20 protein-coding genes and 1 pseudogene are annotated in these 22,753 nt (G+C 58.4%); all 21 read right to left on the bottom strand.

From position 1 onward, the window contains the following. Positions 1-266: 266 nt before the first annotated feature. The 21 genes and pseudogenes from tyrS to infC all read right to left on the bottom strand — a co-directional run bounded on the left by tyrS (position 267) and on the right by infC (position 22,472). A complete protein-coding gene (tyrS, locus tag HMPREF3169_RS11530) occupies positions 267-1,526 on the bottom strand; it encodes a tyrosine--tRNA ligase (protein WP_070456699.1) in 1,260 nt (419 codons plus the stop codon). Between the two features lie 47 nt (positions 1,527-1,573). Beyond that, on the bottom strand, positions 1,574-1,759 hold the full coding sequence (locus HMPREF3169_RS11525; protein WP_061922621.1) for a Trm112 family protein: 186 nt from the start codon (positions 1,757-1,759) through the stop codon (positions 1,574-1,576). A 112-nt stretch (positions 1,760-1,871) separates the two neighbouring features. Next, complete coding sequence (gene argH / locus HMPREF3169_RS11520; protein WP_070456696.1) at positions 1,872-3,305, bottom strand: argininosuccinate lyase; 1,434 nt, start codon at positions 3,303-3,305, stop codon at positions 1,872-1,874. Continuing rightward, on the bottom strand, positions 3,305-4,522 hold the full coding sequence (locus HMPREF3169_RS11515) for an argininosuccinate synthase (RefSeq protein ID WP_061922627.1): 1,218 nt from the start codon (positions 4,520-4,522) through the stop codon (positions 3,305-3,307). The genes argH and HMPREF3169_RS11515 overlap by 1 nt, the downstream gene beginning before the upstream one ends. Before the next feature lie 62 nt (positions 4,523-4,584). Next, positions 4,585-5,070: an arginine repressor gene (locus HMPREF3169_RS11510; protein WP_049147590.1), complete on the bottom strand. Its 486-nt coding sequence runs from the start codon at positions 5,068-5,070 to the stop codon at positions 4,585-4,587. A gap of 134 nt (positions 5,071-5,204) precedes the next feature. Next, positions 5,205-6,176 carry a lactate/malate family dehydrogenase gene (locus tag HMPREF3169_RS11505; RefSeq protein ID WP_141744861.1) on the bottom strand — a complete coding sequence of 324 codons (972 nt, stop codon included), beginning with the start codon at positions 6,174-6,176 and terminating at the stop codon, positions 5,205-5,207. Positions 6,177-6,214: 38 nt separating this feature from the next. Beyond that, positions 6,215-7,390: pseudogene (locus HMPREF3169_RS11500) on the bottom strand (acetylornithine transaminase). After that, positions 7,387-8,316 (bottom strand): acetylglutamate kinase, encoded by a 930-nt coding sequence (gene argB, locus HMPREF3169_RS11495; RefSeq protein ID WP_070456693.1) that lies wholly within the window; start codon positions 8,314-8,316, stop codon positions 7,387-7,389. The pseudogene HMPREF3169_RS11500 and the gene argB overlap by 4 nt, the downstream one beginning before the upstream one ends. A 30-nt stretch (positions 8,317-8,346) precedes the next feature. After that, positions 8,347-9,546: a bifunctional glutamate N-acetyltransferase/amino-acid acetyltransferase ArgJ gene (gene argJ / locus HMPREF3169_RS11490; RefSeq protein WP_070456690.1), complete on the bottom strand. Its 1,200-nt coding sequence runs from the start codon at positions 9,544-9,546 to the stop codon at positions 8,347-8,349. A 39-nt stretch (positions 9,547-9,585) separates the two neighbouring features. Next, positions 9,586-10,659 carry an N-acetyl-gamma-glutamyl-phosphate reductase gene (argC, locus tag HMPREF3169_RS11485; protein ID WP_070456687.1) on the bottom strand — a complete coding sequence of 358 codons (1,074 nt, stop codon included), beginning with the start codon at positions 10,657-10,659 and terminating at the stop codon, positions 9,586-9,588. A 174-nt stretch (positions 10,660-10,833) separates the two neighbouring features. After that, a complete protein-coding gene (locus HMPREF3169_RS11480; protein ID WP_049147599.1) occupies positions 10,834-12,402 on the bottom strand; it encodes a YfcC family protein in 1,569 nt (522 codons plus the stop codon). A gap of 73 nt (positions 12,403-12,475) precedes the next feature. Next, positions 12,476-13,411 carry a carbamate kinase gene (arcC, locus tag HMPREF3169_RS11475; RefSeq protein ID WP_070456684.1) on the bottom strand — a complete coding sequence of 312 codons (936 nt, stop codon included), beginning with the start codon at positions 13,409-13,411 and terminating at the stop codon, positions 12,476-12,478. A 33-nt stretch (positions 13,412-13,444) separates the two neighbouring features. Next, entirely contained in the window at positions 13,445-14,440 is a 996-nt protein-coding gene (gene argF / locus HMPREF3169_RS11470; protein ID WP_061922645.1) for an ornithine carbamoyltransferase, read from the bottom strand. Positions 14,441-14,789: 349 nt separating this feature from the next. Then, the gene (locus HMPREF3169_RS11465) at positions 14,790-15,770 is read right to left on the bottom strand and encodes a helix-turn-helix transcriptional regulator (RefSeq protein WP_148132129.1); all 981 of its coding nucleotides are present in this window, start codon (positions 15,768-15,770) and stop codon (positions 14,790-14,792) included. Positions 15,771-15,945: 175 nt separating this feature from the next. Continuing rightward, positions 15,946-18,474, bottom strand: coding sequence for a phenylalanine--tRNA ligase subunit beta (pheT, locus tag HMPREF3169_RS11460; protein WP_070456678.1), 2,529 nt, complete (start codon positions 18,472-18,474; stop codon positions 15,946-15,948). A 36-nt stretch (positions 18,475-18,510) separates the two neighbouring features. After that, complete coding sequence (gene pheS, locus HMPREF3169_RS11455; protein WP_070433183.1) at positions 18,511-19,557, bottom strand: phenylalanine--tRNA ligase subunit alpha; 1,047 nt, start codon at positions 19,555-19,557, stop codon at positions 18,511-18,513. Positions 19,558-19,643: 86 nt separating this feature from the next. Further along, on the bottom strand, positions 19,644-20,444 hold the full coding sequence (locus HMPREF3169_RS11450) for a TrmH family RNA methyltransferase (RefSeq protein ID WP_061922657.1): 801 nt from the start codon (positions 20,442-20,444) through the stop codon (positions 19,644-19,646). 150 nt (positions 20,445-20,594) lie between these two features. Beyond that, positions 20,595-21,026 (bottom strand): TM2 domain-containing protein, encoded by a 432-nt coding sequence (locus tag HMPREF3169_RS11445; RefSeq protein ID WP_070433182.1) that lies wholly within the window; start codon positions 21,024-21,026, stop codon positions 20,595-20,597. 255 nt (positions 21,027-21,281) lie between these two features. Then, positions 21,282-21,665: a 50S ribosomal protein L20 gene (gene rplT / locus HMPREF3169_RS11440; RefSeq protein ID WP_061922666.1), complete on the bottom strand. Its 384-nt coding sequence runs from the start codon at positions 21,663-21,665 to the stop codon at positions 21,282-21,284. A 54-nt stretch (positions 21,666-21,719) separates the two neighbouring features. Next, positions 21,720-21,914 (bottom strand): 50S ribosomal protein L35, encoded by a 195-nt coding sequence (gene rpmI, locus HMPREF3169_RS11435; protein WP_046646844.1) that lies wholly within the window; start codon positions 21,912-21,914, stop codon positions 21,720-21,722. 36 nt (positions 21,915-21,950) lie between these two features. Next, positions 21,951-22,472, bottom strand: a complete 522-nt coding sequence (gene infC, locus HMPREF3169_RS11430) for a translation initiation factor IF-3 (protein WP_082778602.1) — start codon at positions 22,470-22,472, stop codon at positions 21,951-21,953. Between the last annotated feature and the right edge of the window lie 281 nt (positions 22,473-22,753).

The raw sequence follows: 22,753 nt of genomic DNA, 5'->3' as shown, positions 1-22,753 counted from the left end.
TACATTGGCACACTATTGAGTTCTCAGACATCATTCGCATTAGTTCAACAACATTTAACCTGCTGTTTCTCTAAGCGACTGGAGTTCATACTTTAGCTAACAAGTCGATATTTTGTCAACCAGGAGTTAATCTCTCCGCCGACCGCTTGTCGCGGTGACCTCGATAAATATACGCACGCCCCTAAAGGCTGACAAATCGCCAGGTCAAACACGAAAACCGCCCACCTTAGGTGGACGGTTCTCACGACTTGTCGCGCTAGAAGCCTTTAAACCAGGCGTGCGCCCGCAAAGTTCTTCTTGCCGCGACGTAGGACGAGCCAGGTGCCATGCAGTAGGTCCTCTGCTGCAGGCTCCCAGTCATCCGATTCAATGCGCTGGTTGTTGACGTAAGCGCCACCTTCCTTAATGGTGCGGCGTGCAGCGCCCTTGGAATCAGCCAGACCAGAAGCCACCAGAAGGTCAACGATGGTCCGCGGCTCGCCTTCCGTAATCTCAGCGACTGTGGTTTCAGACAACGCACCCGCCAGGGTCTTTTCATCCAGTTCTTTAAGCTCCGCCTTACCGAAGAGTGCCTGGGCAGCAAGCTCGACTGCCTTGGTTGCCTCTTCACCATGAACCATGTTGGTCATCTCCTGAGCCAGGCGACGCTGCGCAGCGCGCTTGTATGGCTCTTCCGCCACGGCCTTCTCGTACTCCGCGATTTCTTCCTGAGTCAGGAAGGTGAACCAACGCAGGTAGTCAATGACGACAGAGTCGCCAGCGTTAAGGAAGTACTGGTACCAGGAGTAAGCAGAGGTCTTTTCAGGATCCAGCCACAACTTGCCGCCGCCGGTGGACTTACCGAACTTCTGCCCCTGGGCGTCGGTAACCAGCGGAACGGTGAGCGCATGGACCTTAGCGTTATCCATGCGACGGTTCAGATCGACACCAGAGACAATGTTGCCCCACTGATCGCCGCCGCCGATCTGGAGCACGCAATCGTACTCACGGTGCAGGTGCACGTAGTCGTTGGACTGCAGCAGCATGTAGGAGAACTCGGTGTAGGAGATACCGTCAGATTCCAGGCGGCGCTTGACGGTGTCGCGGTCAAGCATGGTGTTCAGCGAGAAGTTCTTTCCGATATCACGCAGGAAGTCGATAACGGAAAGGTTCATGGTCCAATCAGCGTTGTTAACCATGATGGCGGCGTTTTCGCCCTCAAAATCCACAAAGCGACGCAGCTGCTTCTGGATTGCCTGCAGGTTCTGCTCGATGACGTCCATGCTGAGCATGGAACGCTCGCCCACATCGCGTGGGTCACCAATAGTGCCGGTCGCACCACCAGCAACGGTGATCGGGCGGTGGCCAAATTCCTGGAAGCGGCGCAGCATAATCATCGGCACTAGGTGCCCTGCGTGGAGGGAATCCCCCGTCGGGTCGAAGCCACAGTACAGGGTAATCGGCTTTTCGCACTCTTCGCGCAGTGCGTCGAGGTCGGTGGACTGGTTGATGAGGCCGCGCCAAGACAGCTCGTCAATGATGTTCATAAAAGTCTTTCTAATCTCTTTCTAGATTCGAAGTGCAGAAATTTCGTCTAGGCCTCTGCTTGTGCAGGCCATGCTTTTGCGTGATCAGCTAGCATCACCGGGATGTCGTCCTCGATGGGATAGGCAATGCCGAGACGCTCGTTGACCAGAACCTGTGCATCCTCGTTATAGGTCAGCGGCCCTTTATCTTGGGGGCAGACCAAAATCTCTAGAAGTTGTGGATCAAGACTCATGGCGTTAATCCTACACTCGGCGCTTCGGCCGGCGGCTCCAACCCAGCGATGCGAAATGCACAAGCGAAAAGCCGGCCGCCTTCACGCATCGAAGATGACCGGCTTTTCTGGCTTAGGCCCCTGGAATAACCGGAGTCTGTGCCCACTTCTTAAATTCCGCGGCGATCTCGTCAACGCGTTCACGCTGCTCAGCGACGCGAACACCTGCGGTTCCACCCTTGGTAGAACGCGAGGCCACCGCACCATCGATGGTGAGTACGTCACGCACTGCAGGGAGCAAGCGCTTATCGACGCCCGCGAGCTCCTCATCGCTGAGGTCCACCAGGTCCACTCCCCTTGCCTCGGCAATCTGAACGCACGCGCCCGAAGCCTCATGTGCCTCGCGGAACGGAACGCCTTGGCGAACCATCCACTCGGCGAGGTCCGTTGCCAGAGTGAATCCACGTGGGGCAAGCTCACGCATGCGGTCTTCGTGGAATTCCAAGGTGGAAACCAGGCCGGTCATTGCTGGCAGCAGCAGATTGAGCTGCGCCACCGAGTCAACGATCGGTTCTTTATCCTCCTGCAAGTCACGGTTATAGGCCAAAGGCTGCGCCTTCAGCGTGGCCAGCAACCCGGAAAGATTGCCAATGAGGCGGCCCGTCTTGCCGCGGGTTAGCTCCGCAACATCGGGATTCTTTTTCTGCGGCATGATGGAAGAACCAGTCGACCACGCATCATCCAGGGTGACGTAGCCGTACTCCGGCGTACACCAGTAGATGATTTCTTCCGCCAAGCGAGACATATCGACCGCGATTTGCGCCAAGACGAAAGCTGCCTCCGAGGCAAAGTCACGCGATGAGGTTCCGTCCAGCGAGTTCTCCGCAGCTGACTCGAAGCCCAGCTCCGCAGCGATTGCCTCTGGGTCGAGGTGCAGCGAAGAACCCGCCAGCGCGCCGGAGCCATAAGGCGATACAGCAAGGCGCTTGTCCAGATCCTTTAAGCGATCGACGTCGCGAAGCAAAGGTTGCGCGTGCGCCAGCAGCTGGTGTGCCAACAAGATCGGCTGCGCTGCCTGCGAGTGAGTCTTACCCGGCATGATTGCCTCCGGGTGCGCCGCTGCCTGCTGAGACAAAGCATCCACCAGGTCAGTGACCTGCAGAGCAATATCGCGAATGGCATCGCGGACCCACATGCGAAACAGGGTTGCTACCTGGTCGTTGCGGGAACGGCCCGCGCGCAGGCGGCCGCCGACCTCAGGCCCAACAATGTCGATAAGCCCGCGCTCCATCGCGCCGTGGACGTCCTCGTCGGTGGGCAACGGGCGAAACTCGCCGAAGGCGACTTTCTCCCCCAGCTGCGTCAGGCCATCGAGCATGGTCTGCAGGTCGGCGTCGGAAAGCAGGCCTGCTTTGTGCAGCACCTTGGCGTGTGCCTTGGAAGCCAAGACGTCATATGGCGCCAGGACCCAGTCGAAGTGAGTGGATACGGACAGGGCGAACATTGCCTCGGACGGGCCGCCGCTGAAGCGGCCGCCCCACAATGCGCCCTCGTTAGTCTTATGCATTATTTCTTTCCGGTTGGGAAGCCGCCGTCGCGGTCACGCTGGTTGGAGATCTGGGTGGACAAGCCGTGCAGCTGGACAAAGCCCTTGGCCGCGGACTGATCGAAGGCGTCGCCAGTGTCATAGGTGGCCAAGTCGAAGGAGTACAGAGACTCACCCGAGCGGCGACCATTGACAGTTGCGGTGCCGGCGTGGAGAACCATGCGGATATCGCCGGTGACGTTCTCCTGGGAGGACTCGATGAAGGCGTCCAGGGAACGCTTCAGCGGCGAGTACCAGAGGCCGTCGTAGACCTCTTCGCTCCAGCGAGCGTCGGTCAGGCGCTTATAACGTGCGAGCTCACGCTCGACGGTGACATCCTCCAGCGCCTCGTGAGCCTTGATGAGCACCATGGCACCCGGGGCCTCGTAGACCTCGCGGGACTTGATGCCCACGAGCCGGTCCTCAACCATGTCGAGACGGCCGACGCCTTGTGCACCCGCGCGGCGATTGAGCTCTTCGATTGCTTCCAGAACGGTCACCGGCTTGCCGTCGATGGCGACGGGCTTGCCTTTTTCAAAGGAAATGATGACCTCATCGGGGGCGTTACCCAATGCCGGATCCTCGGTGTAGGCGTAAAGATCCTTTGTTGGCGGATTCCACAGATCCTCCAAAAAGCCGGTTTCTACCGCGCGGCCCCACACGTTCTGGTCAATAGAAAATGGCGAGGATGCGGACTGCTCAATCGGCAGGTTGATCTCCTCTGCGAAGGCGATTGCCTTGTCACGAGTCCAGGCGTAGTCACGCGCTGGCGCGATGATCTCTAGCGAAGGATCGAGTGCGCGGAAGGAAACCTCGAAGCGGACCTGATCATTACCTTTGCCAGTGCAACCGTGGGAAACATGTGTTCCGCCGTGCTCCTGCGCAGCTTTCACGAGGTGCTTGGTGATAAGCGGGCGGGAAATCGCAGAAACGAGCGGGTACTGCTTCATGTACATGCCGTTAGCCTTGATGGTAGGCAGGCAGTACTCTTCTGCGAATTCATCCTTAGCGTCAATGACGATGGACTCGACCGCGCCGCAATCGAGGGCGCGTTGGCGTACCGACTCCATATCCTCGCCACCCTGGCCAAGGTCAAGAGAGACAGCAACAACGTCGCCACCGGTCATCTTAGCCAGGTAAGGGATCGCCACGGACGTATCCAGTCCGCCGGAATAAGCCAGTACAACACGTGCGCTCATAATCATTCTCCTTTGGTTATCTTCGAGCTATCGTTAATATTATACAATAGAACGTATAAAACCTAAACGTCGCGTGCTGTGAGCTTCTTCGCAAGTTCCTCGCCGGTGGTCGACTCGCGCGCGAGGACGAAAATAGTGTCATCACCAGCAATGCAGCCGACTACATCGCTCAAACCAACGCGGTCAATAAAGGAGGCCAAATACTGCGCAGCGCCGGCTGGAGTGCGCAGCATGGCGATGTTTCCTGAATGATCATGCGAGACAACAAGTTCGTCGAGCATGCGGCGCAGCTTCTCGCGGGGTCCGTTAAGCTGGTCTTCGAATTGCTCCAGCTCTCCGCCGACCATATAGAAGGAACGCCCGCCACCGCGCTTTACTTTCTTCGCGCCGAGCTCGTCAAGATCGCGCGAAAGGGTTGCCTGGGTAATGTCGATTCCCTCATCAAGCAGCAGCTCAGAAAGCTGCACCTGGCTGGTAACGCGGGTGCGATCCAGAATTTCCAGGATCTTGGCTTGGCGCGCATTGCGCGTGGTCGGCGTCGTTGTCATCGCGAAAGAATTCTCCTTAAAACTCATGCCGGCAATCCGATATCCTCAAATGCGCTAAGTCTTAGTGCATTAAATTCGCTTTCAAGCATAAACCTTCAGCGTGAAGGATTCCGGAATTGTCCCGGCGGGAGCCATTAACTCTGCGTACGCTCGAAAGTTGCGCGGATATAGCTTGCGGACTCAGCCAACTTCTGGGTCTCCCATTCATCGAGCTTGGGGGCCAAGCGCTTTTCGACACCGCCGCGGCCGACAACCGATGGCATGGAAAGCGCAACATCGTCGATGCCGTATTCCCCCTCCAGCATGGAGCAGACCGGATGAACCGCCTTCTCATCCAGCATGATCGATCGCGCAATCGCTACCGCGGAACGTGCCACACCAGCGTCGGTCCAGCCCTTTGCATTGAAGACGTCGTAGGCCGCGCCGACGACGGTTTCTTTGAGCTCTTCCTTACCTGGTAGCGAGCCCTGGTGGAGCTCTTCGAGTTCTTCCCAGCCCAAGCCCTGGACGTTCATTTTCGACAGCACTGGGAAGGCCGTCATGCCATGTTCACCCATCATGTAACCGGTGACAGACTTTGGATCGATACCGAGCTCGCGCCCTATAGCCCAGCGCAGACGCGCTGAATCGAGCATGGTGCCGGTACCAAAGAGTAGCTCGCGCGGGTAGTCGAACTCGCGGTGCGCAAGGGTAACCATTGCGTCCAGAGGATTGGTGATAAACAGGATGACCGCTTCACTCGTATGGGCAGTGATGCCTTCCATGACGTTGCGAATAACGTGGCCGGAAGAAACTGCCAACTCGGCACGGTCAGGAGCAGAACCCGGATTGTCCGGGTCCGGCTGCATGGACGCACCGGCAGATACGATGATGAGATCAGCATCAGCGCAGTCCGCGTAGGTACCGGCGTGGACGTGGATATGGTCAACGCCAGGCACGCCGGTGGATTGATCATGGTCCAGCGCCTCACCGTGTGCCACCTTATCGTTGACATCGATTGCGGCGATATCCGCGAAAAGGCCGGACTCCATGGCATAAGCAAGGACCGAGGATCCAACGTGACCCAGGCCAATACAAACAAGCTTTGTGGTGTTTAGGTTCTTCATGTTCCCGAGCATAAACCTCTCGCCGGACACGTGGCGCTTTAGCTGACGGTGGCGTCGGAAAGCGCCAGCGCAAAGCGGTTAACCGCGGCGTCCAGCTCTGCCTCTTCAATCACCAGCGGCGGCGTCAACCGCACGACGGAATCATTCGGCGCATTCACAATTACTCCGTGCTTGAAGCCGGCGCTGACCACCTGTTTGGCCACAGGGCGTTCCAGCACCACGCCCAGCATCAGGCCGCGACCGCGCACTTCTACTACGCCAGGCAACGCAGCTACGCGTTCTGCGAGCCGCTCTCCCTTGTTGCGTACCTCAGAAATGAACGCGGCGTCGATAGTGTCCAGTACCGCATTTGCCGCCGCACACGCAACGGGATTGCCGCCAAAGGTCGTGCCGTGGCTCCCCGGAGTAAGCAAATCCTTCGCCGCGCCCCGTACGATGGTCGCGCCGATGGGCAGGCCCGCCCCCAAGCCTTTGGCCATGGTGATCACATCGGGCAAGATTCCCGCGGACTGGAAAGCGAAGAAGTCACCAGTACGCCCGACGCCAGTCTGAACCTCATCAACAATCAAGAGGAGCCCATATTCATCGCATAACTGGCGCACCTTAACCAGAAATCCATCCGGCGCGGGAATCACTCCGGTTTCGCCTTGGATAGGCTCCAAAATGATTGCCGCGGTATTGGCTGGATCCTGCTCCACCAATGTGCGCAGATATTCAATGTCGCCATAGGGATAAAATTCCACGCCAGCTGGCAGCGGCTCGAAAGGCGCCCGTTTGCCCGGCTGCCCCGTCATCGCGAGCGCGCCCATAGTACGCCCGTGGAATCCGTGGTGCGCCGCCAGCACCCGCTTCTTTCCAGTCAAGCGCGCTACCTTGAACGCAGCCTCGTTGGCCTCGGTACCGGAGTTGCAGAAGAATACCCGGGCATCGCTATCGCCCACCCGAGCCTCGAGCTTCTGTGCAACCTCAACCACAGGCTCGCTAGCAAAAAGATTGGATACGTGCGCCAACTTAGCCACCTGCTGGCTTACCGCCTGAACTACGGCAGGATGCCCGTAGCCTAGTGAATTGACCGCAATGCCGGCCAGCATGTCGATGTAGGACTTCCCCTCTTCATCAACCACGGTAGATCCTGCACCTGAGACCAATCCGAGCGGCGGAGCGCCCTAGGTATTCGTGATCGCCTCGTTCCACCGCTTTATAAGCGAAGTCATGCGTTATCGTCCTTTCTAAAGACCGTTCCTTCCGGATAATCAGCGCGGTCATAGTTATCAGGCAGAATCATCGTTCCGATGCCGCCGGAGGTCAGCAGCTCTAGGACCACCGCATGCTCGGTGCGGCCATCGAAAACGTGGGCCGCATTTACCCCTGCCTCCACTGCTTTAAGGCAGGCCTCCATCTTGGGAATCATCCCGCTGTCTAAGGTGGGCAAGAGCTGCGAAAGCTCGCTGCACTCAATCTTGGAGACCAAAGAATCGGAATCTGGCCAGTCGGTATAAAGGCCCTCCACGTTGGTTAGGACCACGAGCCTTTCCGCGCCCACAGCGCTAGCGAGCGCACCCGCCGCGGTATCCGCATTCACGTTATAAACCTCGCCATCCCTACCGGGCGCAATGGTTGACACCACGGGAATCCTTCCCGCATCCACGATGTCCATCAAGGCTTCGGGGTTGACGTCGGTAATATCGCCGACCAAACCAATGTTTGTCAGCCGCCCATCGATGTTGACCAGGCGCTTTCGGGCGCGAAATAGTCCTGCGTCCTCGCCCGAAGTGCCCACCGCGTAGGGCCCGTGGGAGTTGATGAGGTTGACCAATCCCCTGCCCACCTGGCCAAACAAGACCATCCGTACGACTTCCATCACCTCCGGGGTGGTTACCCGAAAGCCACCTTTGAATTCGCCCTCGATGCCGAGCCTGCCCAGCATCTGATTGATCTGCGGGCCGCCGCCGTGGACGACAATCGGCTTCGCGCCTACCGCGCGCAGAAAAACCATGTCTGCCGCGAACGCCGCCTTGAGCCGCTCATCCACCATGGCATTACCGCCATACTTCACCACGACTATTGTGTCGCGATAATGCTGGAGCCACGGCAGTGCCTCCGCCAAGACCGTGGCCCGCTCCAAGTTCGTTAACTGCATAGTCTCCTCGCCTTTGCCTATTCCCCGAAGCTAAGAGCTATAGGCCGAGTTGATTTCGACGTACTGATGAGACAGATCCGTAGTCCGTAAAAATGCTCGGCCTGGCCCGTTAAGACCTAAGTGAACGTGGACGTCAATATCGATTCCTGATAGGTCCACCTCGCGCGCGCCGGGCGCGCCCGTGGAGTTGATGCAGACAGGCTGATTGTTGAAGGCAACAGAGATGTTTTCCGGGTCCATATCCGCGTCCGCCATGCCCACTGCCGCAAGGACGCGGCCCCAATTGGGATCGGAGCCAAACATCGCACACTTGAACAGGTTATCCCGGCCCAGCGTCCGCGCAGCGGCAAGCGCCTGCGCATCGTCAGTGGTGCCCTCGACGGTGATTTTGACGCGCTTGGTCACCCCTTCCGCGTCGGCCTGCAGCTGATCCGCGATATCGGCACAGGCTTTAAGAACAGCATCGTCGAGCTCTTCCTGCGAAGGCTCGATGCCCGATGCACCATTTGCCAAGATGATGACGGTGTCATTAGTCGAGGTCGAGCCATCAATATCTAAGGTATTGAAGGTCGCATCGCATGCACTGTGCAGCGCTTGCTGCAGCGCGGCAGGCGTGGCCGCGGCGTCGGTTGTCAGGCACACGAGCATCGTTGCAAGCGAGGGCGCCATCATACCCACGCCCTTGCCCATCGCACCCAAAGTCCATCCACCACCGTGCACCACAGCTTCCTTCGCCACGGTATCGGTGGTCATGATCGCCTCGGCGGCAGCGTGACCTCTTTCTGAGCTGAGTTTCCCCACGACGCTGCTAACGCCGCCTAATGCTTTATCCATCGGCAAAGGCTCGCCAATCAGCCCCGTGGAACATACAGCGATATCTTGCCCGACAATTCCAGTTAGAGCAGCAAGTTCATCCACCATGGCTTGGGCATCTTTGTCGCCTTGCTTCCCGTTACAGGCGTTGGCGTTGCCCGAGTTATACAACACGGCCCTTACCTGCCCGTCTGCGACGGCGGCCTTGGAAAGTTTTACCGGTGAGGCAACGACCCGGTTGCGAGTAAATACCGCCGCTGCATTAAAGTGTGGGCCTTGATTTACAACGAGCGCCATATCTGATTTCCCAGATGGCTTAATCCCAGCAGTAGTTGCTCCCGCCACAAAGCCTTTCGGCGCGGTAACGCCAGTCGGTTTGGGAACGGGCCCTCCTAGCGTGGTGGGCGATAGAGACATGGTCTTCTCCTAATTAAAAAGGTGGCTATTAATAACCGCCTAGGGCGCGACGGCCGCTTGTGGCAGGCCGGCGGATTCTTCAAGCCCTAGCGCGAGATTCATACATTGAACGGCGGCACCGGCGGTGCCCTTGGTCAGATTGTCGAGCGCAACAGTGATGAGCAATCGTCGGGCACGACCGTCCACATGAGCCTGGATATGCACCATATTGGAGCCCACTACGTTCTGCGTTTCTGGCTGGATTCCTTCTGGCAAAACTAGGCAAAAAGGCTCGTCCTTGTAGAAGTCCGCGAAGGCTTTGTGCACCTGGGAGGCATCCACTCCTCCGGCAAGAGGAGCGCTGATAGTTGCCAAAATCCCCCGCACCAGCGGGGCCAAGACCGGAGTAAAGCTGAGGTTGAGCTCAGCGTCACCGTGCACGAAAGGCGCCAGGTTCTGCACCATCTCCGGGGTATGACGGTGCGTGCCGCCCGGCGAATAGGCGCGCAAACTGCCCATGGTCTCAGCACCAAGCAACCCCACTGCGGCCTTCTTGCCTGCACCGGAAACGCCAGTAACCGCAACCACGTTGAGATCAGGTTCGATGAGCTCCTGCGCCAAGGCCGGCACAGCACCCAAAGTCACGGCGGTGGGAAAGCATCCCGGCACCGCTACCTGCGATGCCCCCTGCAGCTGTGCGCGATTTCCAGGCAGCTCTGGGATGCCATAGGGCCATGCGCCCGCGTAATCCCCACCATAGAACTCCCGCCAGTCCTCTTCGCTCCGGAGGCGGAAATCGGCCGCGCAATCAATCAACACCGGCGCTGCGACGCCGGTGCTTTGCGACGCCGCCTCAATCTCCCGCGCCAACTTCGCCGAGTGTCCGTGCGGCAGCGCCAGGAAGACCACCGAATGCCCAAGCAGGTTTTCCGCCGCAATGTCTTGAATAGTATTCCCCCACACCTGCGGCGCATTTGGCACGACCTGCGCCACCGGTTGCCCGGCTGTGGAGTGCCCACAGAGGGCGCCAATCCGCAGCTTACCGGACAAATATGCTGGATGGGACAAGAGCAGGCGCAGAATCTCGCCGCCTGCATATCCGGAAACGCCCGCGATGGCTACTGAAATACTCATGCGGGAAACAATAACAAGTTATGCAAGGCACTGCAATATATACAAGGAGTCTTTTATATCGCTCCAAAACGCAAAGTGCCTCCCGCGGCCCTCCTCTAACAATTGAGTGGAGAAGAAAGCCAAGCGGGAGGCACTAAACACTGAGCCTGAGGGCCTCCACCCTCGAGCCACAGCTTAGGAGTAAATCAGCACCTGAGTTACCAGCATGATGCCGCCGAAGACCAGAAGGAAGACCATCATCGGCCAGACGAAGCGCAGCCAGTGCGTGTACTTCATCTTCAGCATCTGCAGCGTTGCCATGACCAGGCCGGTCGGGCAGATGAACAGCATTGCATACTGTCCCCACTGATAAGCACAGACCACAATCCAACGGTCGATGCCCACCGTATCTGCCAGCGGCGCCATAATCGGCATGGACAGCACAGCTAGGCCGGAGGAGGAAGGAACAACGAAGCCCAGCAGGAAGAAGATGATCATCAGCATGATGATGAAGACTGGACCATGCATTCCCTCAACCAGGTTGGTTGCAGAGTTCAGCAGTGTATCGGAGATATGACCATCATTGAGCACCAGGTTGATGCCGCGGGCCAGACCGATAATCAGGGAAACGCCGACCAGGCTGGAAGCACCCTCAGTGAAGGCGTCGCAAAGCTCAGCTTCGCCCAAGCGATTCTCACCGGTTGCCGCAATGAACATGATGGCCAGGGCCACCGTGAGGAATGCGGCCGCCATCGTTGGGAACCACCAGCCCTGGGACATAACACCCCAGACCATCAACGGGAACGCGATAGCGAAGAGGATGAGGATGACCTTCTGACGAAGGTCGAACTTCTTAACGTCACCGGTGGCGTCCATGGACCACTGGCCCTCAAAGACTTCCTTATCCTCCAGGACATAGGAGAAGTTCGGGTCTGCCTTGAGGCGACGCGCATACCAAGCCATGTAGCTAATCACCACGATGCCGCCGACGACACAGCCGACCAGACGCCATACGATGCCGTCTGTGAAGTTGATACCCGCCGCGTTCGACGCGATAACAACCGAGAACGGGTTAATCGTAGAGAACGCCGTACCCATGGAACCTGCCAGGAAGATGGCGCCCACCACGACGATGGCGTCATAGCCTAGCGAGATAAAGATTGGGGCGAGGATTGGGTAAAAAGCAACAGCTTCCTCCTCCAAGCCACAGGCGGAACCGCCCATCACCATCAGCACGGAGACCACGACGACGAGCAGGAACTCGTGCCCCTTCGTCTTCTTGGTCAGTGCGACCAGGCCCGACTCGAAAGCGCCCGTTGCGCGGACCACGCCAATGAGGCCACCCAGCACGAGGATGAACACGATGATGTCAACGGCCTCGATGGTGCCCTGCACCATGCTGACCGGGATATCCCACAGACCAGCCGGGTTCTGCGTGACATGCTCATAAGTGCCCGGGACGGAAACTGCCTGCGTCAGTGCACCAGAGGTGAACTGATCGATGTTGATCTGCACGCCCAGGCTATCGAGAGTCTTCTGCGTAGCGTCCAGAACGTCGACCGAACCATCAGGGTTGGTCACGTTCAGCTTGCCCGAGTCAGGGTCATACATCAGCTTCGAATACGAGCCTGCCGGAACCAGCCAGGTGGCGATTGCAGAGATGACCGTCAGGGCAAACAGAATCGTAAAAGCAGACGGAACTGAGAAGTGAAACCTCCGCCTCTTCTTGGGGTCTGTATCCTTCTCTTTCATTGGCGCGGTCATGGCGCCTTCCTTTCATGTGATAAAAGGCCGGGGAAGCCAGCACATACTGTCTTACCCGGCCAATAAATTTCTCCTAAGAGGTTATAACGGTTCCGACGGAACCAGTCATGGCTTCACCGGCATGTTCGAGCGAGGTGATGATTGCTCGACGGCCGGCGCCCGAACGGGCGAACTCCAAGCAGGCTTCCACCTTCGGCAGCATTGAGCCTGGTGCAAAGGCTGCATCATCAATCAGCTTCTGTACCTCGTCAACGGTGACCTTCTCCAGAGCCTTTTGTTCTGGGGTGTTAAAGCCGGAGTAGGCGTAGTCAACTGCGGTGAGAATCAACAGGGTGTCTGCCTCAATCTGCTGAGCGATAAGAGCCGCGGTGCGGTCCTTATCGATGACTGCGGTGACACCGCTGAGCTGGCCTTCCTTGCGGACTACTGGGATGCCGCCACCACCGGCTGCGATGGCAATGCCACCGGAGCCCAGGATGTTGGCGATGCTCTTTGCCTCTACAACCTCGATAGGAAGTGGCGAGGCAATGACCCAACGCCAGCCGCGGCCGGAATCCTCGACGTAGGTGTTGCCGGTTTCCTTAGCCAACCGCTTTGCCTCTTCCTCGCTGTAGTACACACCGATGGGCTTGGTTGGGTTATCAAAAGCCGGGTCGTTTTCGTCGACAACCGTCTGCGTGATGAGGGAATAGCAGTCGCGCTCTAGGTTCCGCATGCGCAGCACATTCTCAATGGCCTGCTGGAGGTGGTATCCGATGTAGCCTTCGGACATTGCACCGCACTCGGCGAAAGGAATCTCTGGCGTGGTTCCCTCCTGGTGTGAGAAGTCGGAGGAAACCTTGATCATGCCAACCTGTGGACCGTTGCCGTGGGTAACCACGACCTCGTGGCCGACCTCGATGAGGTCAACGATTGAGTCGGCGGTCTGGCGGATTGCTTCCAGCTGCTCGGTTGGGGTGTTTCCAAGGGCGTTGCCACCGAGGGCAACGACAACACGTCGCTTATCCATTGCACTTTCTCCTGGTGAAAAGACCTTGATTTTCTAGGACAAGGTGGCGTACATGACCGCCTTGATGGTGTGCAGACGATTCTCTGCCTCATCGAAGACCTTGGAGTAAGCGGACTCGAAGACCTCGTCGGAGACCTCCATCTCGCTAACGCCGAGCTTCTCGGAGATTTCCTTGCCAATGACGGTCTTGACATCGTGGAAGGAAGGCAGGCAGTGCATGAAGATGGCGTCGTCGGCAGCCATTGCCATGACATCCTTGGTGACACGGTATGGCTCGAGCAGCTTGACGCGCTCCTCCCAGAGCTCAGCCGGCTCACCCATGGACAGCCAGATGTCGGTGTAGATGACGTGAGCGTCGGTGCAGGCTTCCTTGACGTCTTCGGTCAGAGTGACGGAGCCGCCGGTCTCGGCTGCAATCTTGGTGCACTCCTCGACCAGGCCATCTTCTGGCATCTGTGCCTTCGGGCCACAAGCGACGAAGTGCATGCCGAGCTTTGCACAGACAACCATGAGGGAGTTTGCAACGTTGTTGCCTGCATCGCCCATGAAGACCAGCTTCAGACCCCTCAGGCCCTGTGGGAAGTTCTCCTCTACAGTGAGCATGTCTGCAATCATCTGGGTTGGGTGGAACTCGGTGGTCAGGCCGTTCCAAACTGGAACGCCTGCGTTTGCGCCCAAGTCCTCAACAATCTCTTGAGCGAAGCCGCGGTACTCGATACCGTCATACATGCGGCCCAGCACGCGAGCGGTGTCCTCGATGGACTCCTTCTTGCCCATCTGCGAGCTATCCGGAGCCAAGTAGGTAACGCCCATGCCAAGGTCGGAGCCGGCAACCTCGAATGCACAGCGGGTACGGGTCGAGGTCTTCTCGAAGAGGAGGACGATGTTCTTGCCCTCGAGGTAGCGGTGCGGCACACCGGCCATCTTCATTTCTTTGAATTGCTTGGAGAGGCGGATAAGGTAGCGAATCTCGTCTGGGGTGTAGTCCAAGAGCTTGAGGAAGTTACGTCCGCTGAGGCTTACTGGCATTGTTGCCAACTCCTTTCTTTAATAGGGCCTTTTGCCCTATTTTCACTCCGGCTACTCCCCTTCAATTCACACTCATGGGGTGCGCCGGCCGAACCCGGAAGCCTTGTGCTTCTCATCTGAAGTTCTGGCTTTATCGTGACTCGATTTCCCCACCCAAGCAAGCGCTAATCGAGCTTATTTTTCATTAAATCCGGAGTTGACCGCCACTAAACCCGGTTTAAACCACTCTTGAGGTGCAGGTTTACACGCAAGGTTTATATTGTGACATCCATCTCTTCGTCTAGAGACGGTAACGCAACCTACAAATTCACCCGGTTTAAACCGCTGCCCAAACGCGAGCAAAAGCCGGTTACATTACCCCTGACCAGTACCCCTCGACCAATAGGTCACGAGACTCGTAGGATGACTTTTTCAAAATGTTGTGAACGTGGACCTTTACGGTAGAAAGCGAGATGCCGAGTTCGTCCGAGATCTCGCGATTGCTCTTGCGGGCAAGCACCAGGCCGGCCACTTCACGCTCGCGCTTCGAAAGGCCATGGACCTCCGAAAAGCGCTCAAGGCTGCGCTCATGAAAGTCATCCGCTGCCGCATCTGCGATTGGCTTAACCGCCGCATCCGCACCAACGTGGCGCAGAACCACTCGCGCATGAGAGATGACCGCCCAGCCGATGGCAACGATTAGAACGTTTTCCATAAAATTGCGCTCCGGCAAGAATGAGAGCACATCGGGCCCGGCAGCCTCCCAGTCAAAGATGAGCTGAAAGTAAACGTTCTCTGCCACCACCAGCACGGCACAGATAGCGACCTGGAAGAAGAGATGGCGGTAGGAATAAAGGCGTGCGCGCTCCGCGGGATCATTCGCGCGCAAGTAGCAGCCAAAGCCATAGCAAAGCAGAAATGTCAGCGTGATAGGCCGCATGTTGAAGAAAAGGAACTGGCGTAGAGCCGGGTCCTCTACTGCCCACAAGGCCGCGACGCTGCCTATCAGGAACAGCCCGACGCAGGCATGCGGCAGAAAGCGCCAGCCATTTAAGTAGCGCTGCACCACGATGGCCATCACAGCCATCATCACGCCACCCAGCAATATCGACTCGAAAGGCGCCGTAATTGCGTAAACAGAAACCTCACGGTTAGCCATTCCGCCGTGGATGAACTGCGTTCGAAAGACAAGCGCTATATCGAACGCGTAGACGCCGAAGAATACCGCCAACAGTTTGAAGACTTGGGAGCGGGTGGCCACCAGGCATCCCACGCAGACGCCGGCGACTAGGACGCTGGCTAGCAGCATGCAGATAGTGAAATAGAAGACGGCATACTCTAGCACCAGCACCTACTTTCCCAGCAGCGAGAGAGAAACTGCCGGTCTCAAGTCACGTTCAATAGCGGGAGTAAGTCTAGCTCAGAAGGTTAAGGATTGATAAGAAAAGGCCGCGCAGCCACCCCATAGAAAAGGTGATCTGCGCGGCCCTTTTACGACGAGCTAGAGTTCGGCAGCTGAACCGAGCTTAAGCGCGCATCTGCGCACCCAAACGCTGCTCGGCCAACTTCGCTGCAGCCAGGCGGTGCTCGCTTGCTTCCTCGTCGGTCAGCGTGCGGTCGGAGGCACGGAAGATCAGCTGGAAGGCTAGTGACTTTTTATCCTCACCGAGCTGCTCACCGCGGAAGACGTCGAAAAGCTCAACGCCCTCGAGCAGTTCGCCGGCGCCTTCCTCCACGACCTTACGCACGGACTCAGCAGGAGTGTCTTCGTCGACTACCAACGCGATGTCTTGGTGCAGTGCCGGGAATGCAGACAGAACCGGAGCCGGGAACATCTCCTCAGTAGGCAGCGCGTTTACATCCATCTCCATCGCGCAGGTGCGTGCCGGCAGGTTCAGTGCCTCGAGGATCTCTGGATGCAGCTCGCCTGCATGGCCCACGACGACGCTTTCACCATCGACGACAGCCTTAATCGCTGCGCAACGGCCCGGGTGCCACGGCAGCTCGGAGGCAGCCTCTACCTCGATCTCTACGCCGGCCGCGCGAGCGACCAGGCGCGCAGACTCAATGGCATCGGCGTAGGTGTAGGCACGACCCTTGCCCCATGGGCCCTCGTGCTCGACGTTGCCGGTAGCAACGGTAGCCACGTGCAGCGGCTGATGCGGAAGGGAGTCGCGCAGCTGCTGCACTGTAGCGTCGCTAGGACGCTGCGCAACGGAAGGCATCTCGGAAGCGTCCGCACGCTTGAAGGAAACCTGCTGCAGGCCGTACAACGCGAGGTCGTTACGGCCACGAGCAACGTTGCGTGCAACTGCTTCGAGCATGTTCGGCAGCAAGGTGGTGCTCAGAATCGCCTTGTCTGACTCGAGCGGGTTCTGCACGGAAACGGTCTTGCGGCGCTCGTCATCGCCTTCCAGGCCCCAGACATCGAAAGTGTTGTTGGCGATGAACGGCGAAGGCAGCACCTCAGCGTAGCCTGCATATGCCAGGCCGTGACCGATAGCGCGGCGACGCTTCTGTGCCGGGGTCAGACCGCGGCCACCAACTGGGGTCGGCAGAATCGTCGGGATATCCTCTAGGCCTTCCAGACGCAGCACCTCCTCAATGAGGTCAACATCCATGGTGATGTCGGTGCGCCAGGTAGCCGGGGTAACCAGCAGGTTGTCACCGGACTCTTCAACCTCGCAGCCGACCTCTTGGAGACGGTTCACGACGGTCTCACGGGAGTATTCAACACCGGCGTACTCGCTCGGCTTGGTGGCGCGCATGGTGATCTGCTGCGGGCGAGCGACCTCGCCGACCAGGGTGCGGCCGGCCTCGATGGTTCCGCCAGCGATCTGCACGAGCAGTGCACAGGCGACGTCGAGTGCGACCTCAACGATGGCCGGATCTACGCCTCGCTCAAAGCGACGGGATGCCTCAGAAGACAGTTTGTGGCGGCGCGAGGTGCGAGCCACGGTGATGGAATCCCAGTTCGCGGCCTCGAAGTAGACGTTGGTGGTGCCGTTTTCGCCCTCGGTAATCTCCGAGCTCGTTCCGCCCATCACACCGGCCAGAGACTGGATGCCGTTGTCGTCGCAGATGACTACGTCTTCGGCGTCGAGGGTGCGCTCGACGTGGTCGAGGGTCTCGAACTTCTCCCCTGCCTGCGCGTTACGTACAACAAGGTCACCAGAAGTCTGATCGGCGTCGAAAGCGTGCATCGGCTGGCCGAGCAGCAGCATGACGTAGTTGGTTACGTCGGTTGCGGGGTTAACAGGGCGTTGGCCTGCCAGCATGAGCTCGCGCTCCATCCAGAACGGAGTGCGCGCGGTCGGGTCAATGCCAGTGACCTTCCGCAGGCCAAAGCGCTGTGCCTTGGTCTCCTCGCGCAGCTCAACATTGATGAGTGAGCCACTAGCCTCCGGCACGGCGCTGACATCGATGCCAGCAACGGAAGGGTCCTGCGCCGGGCACGCGTAATCGAGGCCGAAGGCCGAAGCAACCTCGCTGCCGAGGCCGCGCAGGGAAAGCGCGTAGCCACGGTCCGGAGTGATGTTGACGTCGAAGACAGTATCGTCCAGCCCCAAGAACGGACGGGCATCCTGGCCGACTTTGTCCGCGAACTCCTCGCCCAAGGTGATGATTCCATCGGACTTCTCAGCGATGCCCAACTCGGCCGCGGAGCACATCATGCCCGCAGAGATCTTGCCGTAGGTCTCACGTGCGGAGATCTTGAAGCCGCCTGGCAGCTCAGCACCTGGCAGGGAGACTACGACGTAGTCCCCCAAGCGGAAGTTGCGCGCACCACAAATAATGCCTTGGAGCTCGCCGGTGCCGTTAGCGTCGCCGACATTGATCTGGCAATAACGGATTGGCTTCTTGAAGCCCTCGAGCTCCTCGAAGGAGTCAACGTGGCCGATAACGAGCGGGCCGGTGATTTCTGGCAGGCCCTCGTAGCCCTCGGTCTCAAAGCCGACGCGAACGAAACCAGCGTCAAGTTCTTCCGGGGTGGCTGACCAGCCGGGATTTTTCGCGCCAAGCAACCTGGTTACCCAGCTCTGGGAAATAAGCATTGTGTCTAGATTCCTTCCTAATTGCGGGGTAAACGGTTATGCCTGGACGCCGAACGGCAGGGTGAAACGAACGTCGCCCTCGACCATGTCGCGCATATCGGTCAGGCCGTTGCGGAACTGCAGGGTGCGCTCTAGGCCCATGCCGAAAGCGAATCCGGTGTATTCCTCCGGGTCAACGCCTACTGCGCGCAGGACGTTCGGGTTGACCATGCCGCAGCCGCCCCACTCGATCCAACCGGCGCCGCCCTTCTTGTTCGGGAACCAGACGTCAACCTCAGCGGAAGGCTCGGTGAATGGGAAGTAGTTGGTGCGCATGCGCGTCTTGGTCTCTGGACCAAACAGCACCTTCGCCAGGTGATCCAGAGTGCCGCGCAGGTGTGCCATGGTAAGCCCCTTGTCCACTGCCAGGCCTTCGACCTGGTGAAAGACTGGAGTGTGGGTGGCATCGAGCTCGTCGGTACGGAAGACACGGCCCGGGCAAGCAATGTAGAGCGGAACATCGCGGTCCAACATGGTGCGTACCTGCACCGGTGAGGTGTGCGTGCGCAGAACCTGTCGCGAATCTTCCTTACCCACGTGGAAGGTATCCTGCAGGGTACGTGCCGGGTGGTCAGGCTTGAAGTTCAGTGCGTCGAAGTTAAAGTACTCAGCCTCAACCTCAGGCCCCTCGGCGATCTCCCAGCCCATGCCAACAAAGATGTCAGCAATGCGCTCCGAAAGCGCGGTGATTGGGTGAAGCGCACCGGTCTGGTTGCGGGTGGTCGGGATGGTCACGTCGACGGTCTCTGCCGCCAGCTGCGCCTTCCGTGCCTCTGCTTCCAGCTGCTGCTGGACCTGGGCAAAGCGCTTTTCGACGCGCCCGCGCGCCATGTTGACGTTCTTGCCTGCGTCTTTGCGCTGGTCCTTTGGCAGGCTGCCAAGCATGGTGCGTGCCTGTGGGATATAGCCCTGCTCGCCCAAGTGCTCGCGGCGAGCGGCAGCCAGCTCATCGAGGCTTGTAGCAGCGTCAAATGCGGCTATGGCGGAATCGGCAGCCGCGCCCAGCGCGGCTTCGGTCAATTCGATCTGAGATGTGTCGGACACGTGCCTTGAAACCTTCTTCTTGCGCGAAAACTAACGGCGCTAATCATACCGTAGTGACCGTCACAAGAAGCCAGCAGGGGCACCAGCTAGCGGCTATGAGACTTCGCAGATTCGTAAAGACAGATAGAAGCGGCGGTGGCGAGATTCAGCGACTCCGCGCGGCCCAAGATCGGGATGCGCACGCGCATGTCTGCCTCGTCGAGCAGCTCCCCCAGCCCGTGTGCCTCGTTGCCGAATAGCCACGCGGTGGGCTGGCTGAGATCTGCCTCCGCAAGGTCGACCTCGCCGTCGGCTGCGGTGGCAAGAATCTGCATACCAGACTTGCGCAACTGGCCTAGGACGTCCTTGATGTTAGGGTCGCGCGCAACGGGAACGTGGAAGAGCGAACCTGCTGAGGAACGCGCCACCTTGCAGCCTAGGGGATCCACGGTCTCGCCGGCGAAGATGACGCCATCGGCGCCCATGGCGTCAGAAGTCCTGATCAAGGTACCCGCGTTGCCTGGCTCCGAGGTCAAGACCGGAACCGAGACCAGACGTGGTTTGGCGTTGAGAATCTTGCCCACTGACCACAGCACCGGCTTGCAGAGGGCAAATAGCCCGGTGGTGCTTGCGGTATCAGACATGTGGCGCGCTGCTTTATCCGTGATGGGATGGACGTAGACATCCATGTAGCCGGCAGCGGTGACGATGTCTGCGAAACGCTCGGCTGCCTTCTCGGTGACGAAGACATCGGTTGCGGCACCGGTGGACACTGCCGCGTCCACCGCATTTTCGCCCTCAATGATGAACTGCTTGGCCTTGCGCCTATTAGCCGCGCGGTGCAGCTTGACCGCATTAACGATGCGCGGGGTTCTCTCAGTAAAAGCAGATTCAAAGTCCAATTCCATAGCCCCAAATCTAGCAGCGCATACGCCCCACACACCAAAAGGATTAAGCCACACCCCAAAAGCACCAAAAGCCCCAGAAAACCACCAAACCCACCACAGCAAAAGCCGTAGTGGGCGAGTATTAGAGCGCGGGCTTAAGTGAGCAAACGCTTAGCGACGCAGCGGGATACCGCGGCCATCGCGGTCGTAGCCGCCGGCACCAGCGATGATCATGATGAACTCGACGAACGCCCAGATCGAGAGAGCGCCACCGATAAAAAAGCCGATGAACACGACGAGGGTCACAGCGGAAACCGCGAACGTAATCAGCTGTGCGATACCGCGGTTGGTCTTGCCCAAGTAGAAGTTGTGCGCGCCCAAGTAGCCGAAGAAGAAAGCCAGCAGCATCGCTGCAACCCAGGACTTCTGCTCGACGCCTGCTGGGTACTGCTGAACTGGGTAGGCCTGGCCGTACTGTGGCTGACCGCCCTGGTATGGAGCAGGCGCAGGAGCGTTGTTGTTGAACTGCTGCGGCTGCTGGCCAAACGGGTTCTGCGGCTGGTTGCCGTAACCTTGAGGGTTTCCGTTGTTTGGATAGGTCATAGAAGGCTCCTGAGAAATGGGCAAAAGATGAAAAGGAGTACACGCCGGAAAAGTCCGCGCCGTGTGTCACAGACAAACTAGCACGAGCTAACTGCGACTTCCTAGATGGGTATAGAAAGCTGGGGAAAAATCCCCAAACGGCTAGACGCGCAGACAACACAACATAAAAAGCTCCCTCTACCCTTTCACGCCATAATTGACGGAAAGCGATAGCGGGAGCTTTAAAAGCAATACGCTTTGCGCATACCTATTTAATTAGGCAGCCTTCGGAGCGTTGATGTCCTCCGGCAAAGCAGCCTTGGCTGCCTCGCACAGTGCGGAGAATGCCTCGAAGTCGTTGACTGCAAGCTCAGCGAGGATCTTGCGGTCAACCTCGATCTCAGCCAGGCGCAGGCCGTGGATGAGGCGGTTGTAGGTGATGTCGTTCATGCGGGCAGCGGCGTTGATGCGCTGGATCCACAGCTTACGGAACTCAGACTTACGAGCGCGACGATCGCGGTAAGCGTAAGTCATGGAGTGCAGCCACTGCTCCTTAGCCTTACGGTACAGGCGGGAACGCTGGCCGCGGTAGCCCTTAGCGGACTTCAGAATCGCGCGACGCTTCTTCTTGGCGTTAACTGAGCGCTTTACTCGTGCCACAGTATTACTTCCTTATCTTGTGTGGGTCTAGTAAGTGGGTTGATTCGGCGCTAATCAGGAGCGGCCGAGCAGGCGCTTTACGCGCTTGACGTCGGAAGGTGCAACGTCCTTGGTGCCCTTAAGACGACGGGTCTGCTTGGATGGCTTGCCCTCCAGCAGGTGGCGGCGGCCAGCCTGCTCACGGCGCAGCTTGCCGGAACCGGTCACCTTGATGCGCTTGGCGGTGCCCTTGTGGGTCTTCTGCTTCATGAGAATTAAGTCCTTAAATCCTAAGTGGAGTTTGGTCTACTTCTTGCCCTTGCGGACGGGTCCCAGAACCATGGTCATGTTGCGACCATCCTGCTTGGGGCGGGACTCGACGGAGCCGTACTCAGCGACATCCTCGGCGAGGCGCTCCAACAGGCGGAAACCAAGCTCCGGACGCGACTGCTCGCGGCCACGGAACATGATGGTTACCTTGACCTTGGAACCCTTCTCCAGGAAGCGCACCACGTTGCCCTTCTTGGTCTCATAATCGTGATCATCGATCTTCGGACGGAACTTCTGTTCCTTGACCACAGTCTGCTGTTGGTTCTTGCGGGCTTCGCGAGCCTTCTGAGCCTGCTCGTACTTAAACTTTCCGTAGTCCATGATCTTGGCTACGGGCGGCTTTGCATTAGGCGCAACCTCAACAAGATCAAGGTCTGCTTCATATGCAAGCTTGCGAGCATCATCAGTACGGACGATGCCCACCTGTTCACCACCGGGGCCAACTAGACGGACCTCGGGTACTCGGATGCGCTCATTGATGCGAGCTTCAGCGCTGATTGTGGTTCTCCTCGATTAAGGGGGTGGGTTAGTGATGTGCCTACCGAGACCACAAACGAAAAACCCGGTCTGCCATAAGGCAGCCGGGAGTTCTCACAAAAATGCCGAGGGATTAACCTCAACCCTTTTACCTTTATCCTTCGAACCAAAGAGATTCGCGGCTTCAGGTGGGAGAAACTCCGCTTGTGACCCGTAGCCTCCTGGAGAAGGCCCTACGGGCGGTAGTGCTGATTAGTATAACCCCCACTTCACGCAGAGCCAAATCGCCACGCGCAACTAAT

The organism is Corynebacterium sp. HMSC08C04 (genome assembly GCF_001807495.1).
GTDB lineage: Bacteria > Actinomycetota > Actinomycetes > Mycobacteriales > Mycobacteriaceae > Corynebacterium > Corynebacterium simulans.
Note: the sequence above shows the minus strand (reverse complement) of the source record. Positions and strands in the feature narration are given on the sequence as shown.

What these genes read in the sequence shown, in the direction of transcription:
- tyrS (WP_070456699.1), bottom strand. Translation starts at nt 1,526, where the DNA reads ATGAACATCATTGACGAGCTGTCTTGGCGCGGCCTCATCAACCAGTCC.
- HMPREF3169_RS11525 (WP_061922621.1), bottom strand. Translation starts at nt 1,759, where the DNA reads ATGAGTCTTGATCCACAACTTCTAGAGATTTTGGTCTGCCCCCAAGAT.
- argH (WP_070456696.1), bottom strand. Translation starts at nt 3,305, where the DNA reads ATGCATAAGACTAACGAGGGCGCATTGTGGGGCGGCCGCTTCAGCGGC.
- HMPREF3169_RS11515 (WP_061922627.1), bottom strand. Translation starts at nt 4,522, where the DNA reads ATGAGCGCACGTGTTGTACTGGCTTATTCCGGCGGACTGGATACGTCC.
- HMPREF3169_RS11510 (WP_049147590.1), bottom strand. Translation starts at nt 5,070, where the DNA reads ATGACAACGACGCCGACCACGCGCAATGCGCGCCAAGCCAAGATCCTG.
- HMPREF3169_RS11505 (WP_141744861.1), bottom strand. Translation starts at nt 6,176, where the DNA reads ATGAAGAACCTAAACACCACAAAGCTTGTTTGTATTGGCCTGGGTCAC.
- argB (WP_070456693.1), bottom strand. Translation starts at nt 8,316, where the DNA reads ATGCAGTTAACGAACTTGGAGCGGGCCACGGTCTTGGCGGAGGCACTG.
- argJ (WP_070456690.1), bottom strand. Translation starts at nt 9,546, where the DNA reads ATGTCTCTATCGCCCACCACGCTAGGAGGGCCCGTTCCCAAACCGACT.
- argC (WP_070456687.1), bottom strand. Translation starts at nt 10,659, where the DNA reads ATGAGTATTTCAGTAGCCATCGCGGGCGTTTCCGGATATGCAGGCGGC.
- HMPREF3169_RS11480 (WP_049147599.1), bottom strand. Translation starts at nt 12,402, where the DNA reads ATGACCGCGCCAATGAAAGAGAAGGATACAGACCCCAAGAAGAGGCGG.
- arcC (WP_070456684.1), bottom strand. Translation starts at nt 13,411, where the DNA reads ATGGATAAGCGACGTGTTGTCGTTGCCCTCGGTGGCAACGCCCTTGGA.
- argF (WP_061922645.1), bottom strand. Translation starts at nt 14,440, where the DNA reads ATGCCAGTAAGCCTCAGCGGACGTAACTTCCTCAAGCTCTTGGACTAC.
- pheT (WP_070456678.1), bottom strand. Translation starts at nt 18,474, where the DNA reads ATGCTTATTTCCCAGAGCTGGGTAACCAGGTTGCTTGGCGCGAAAAAT.
- HMPREF3169_RS11450 (WP_061922657.1), bottom strand. Translation starts at nt 20,444, where the DNA reads ATGGAATTGGACTTTGAATCTGCTTTTACTGAGAGAACCCCGCGCATC.
- HMPREF3169_RS11445 (WP_070433182.1), bottom strand. Translation starts at nt 21,026, where the DNA reads ATGACCTATCCAAACAACGGAAACCCTCAAGGTTACGGCAACCAGCCG.
- rpmI (WP_046646844.1), bottom strand. Translation starts at nt 21,914, where the DNA reads ATGAAGCAGAAGACCCACAAGGGCACCGCCAAGCGCATCAAGGTGACC.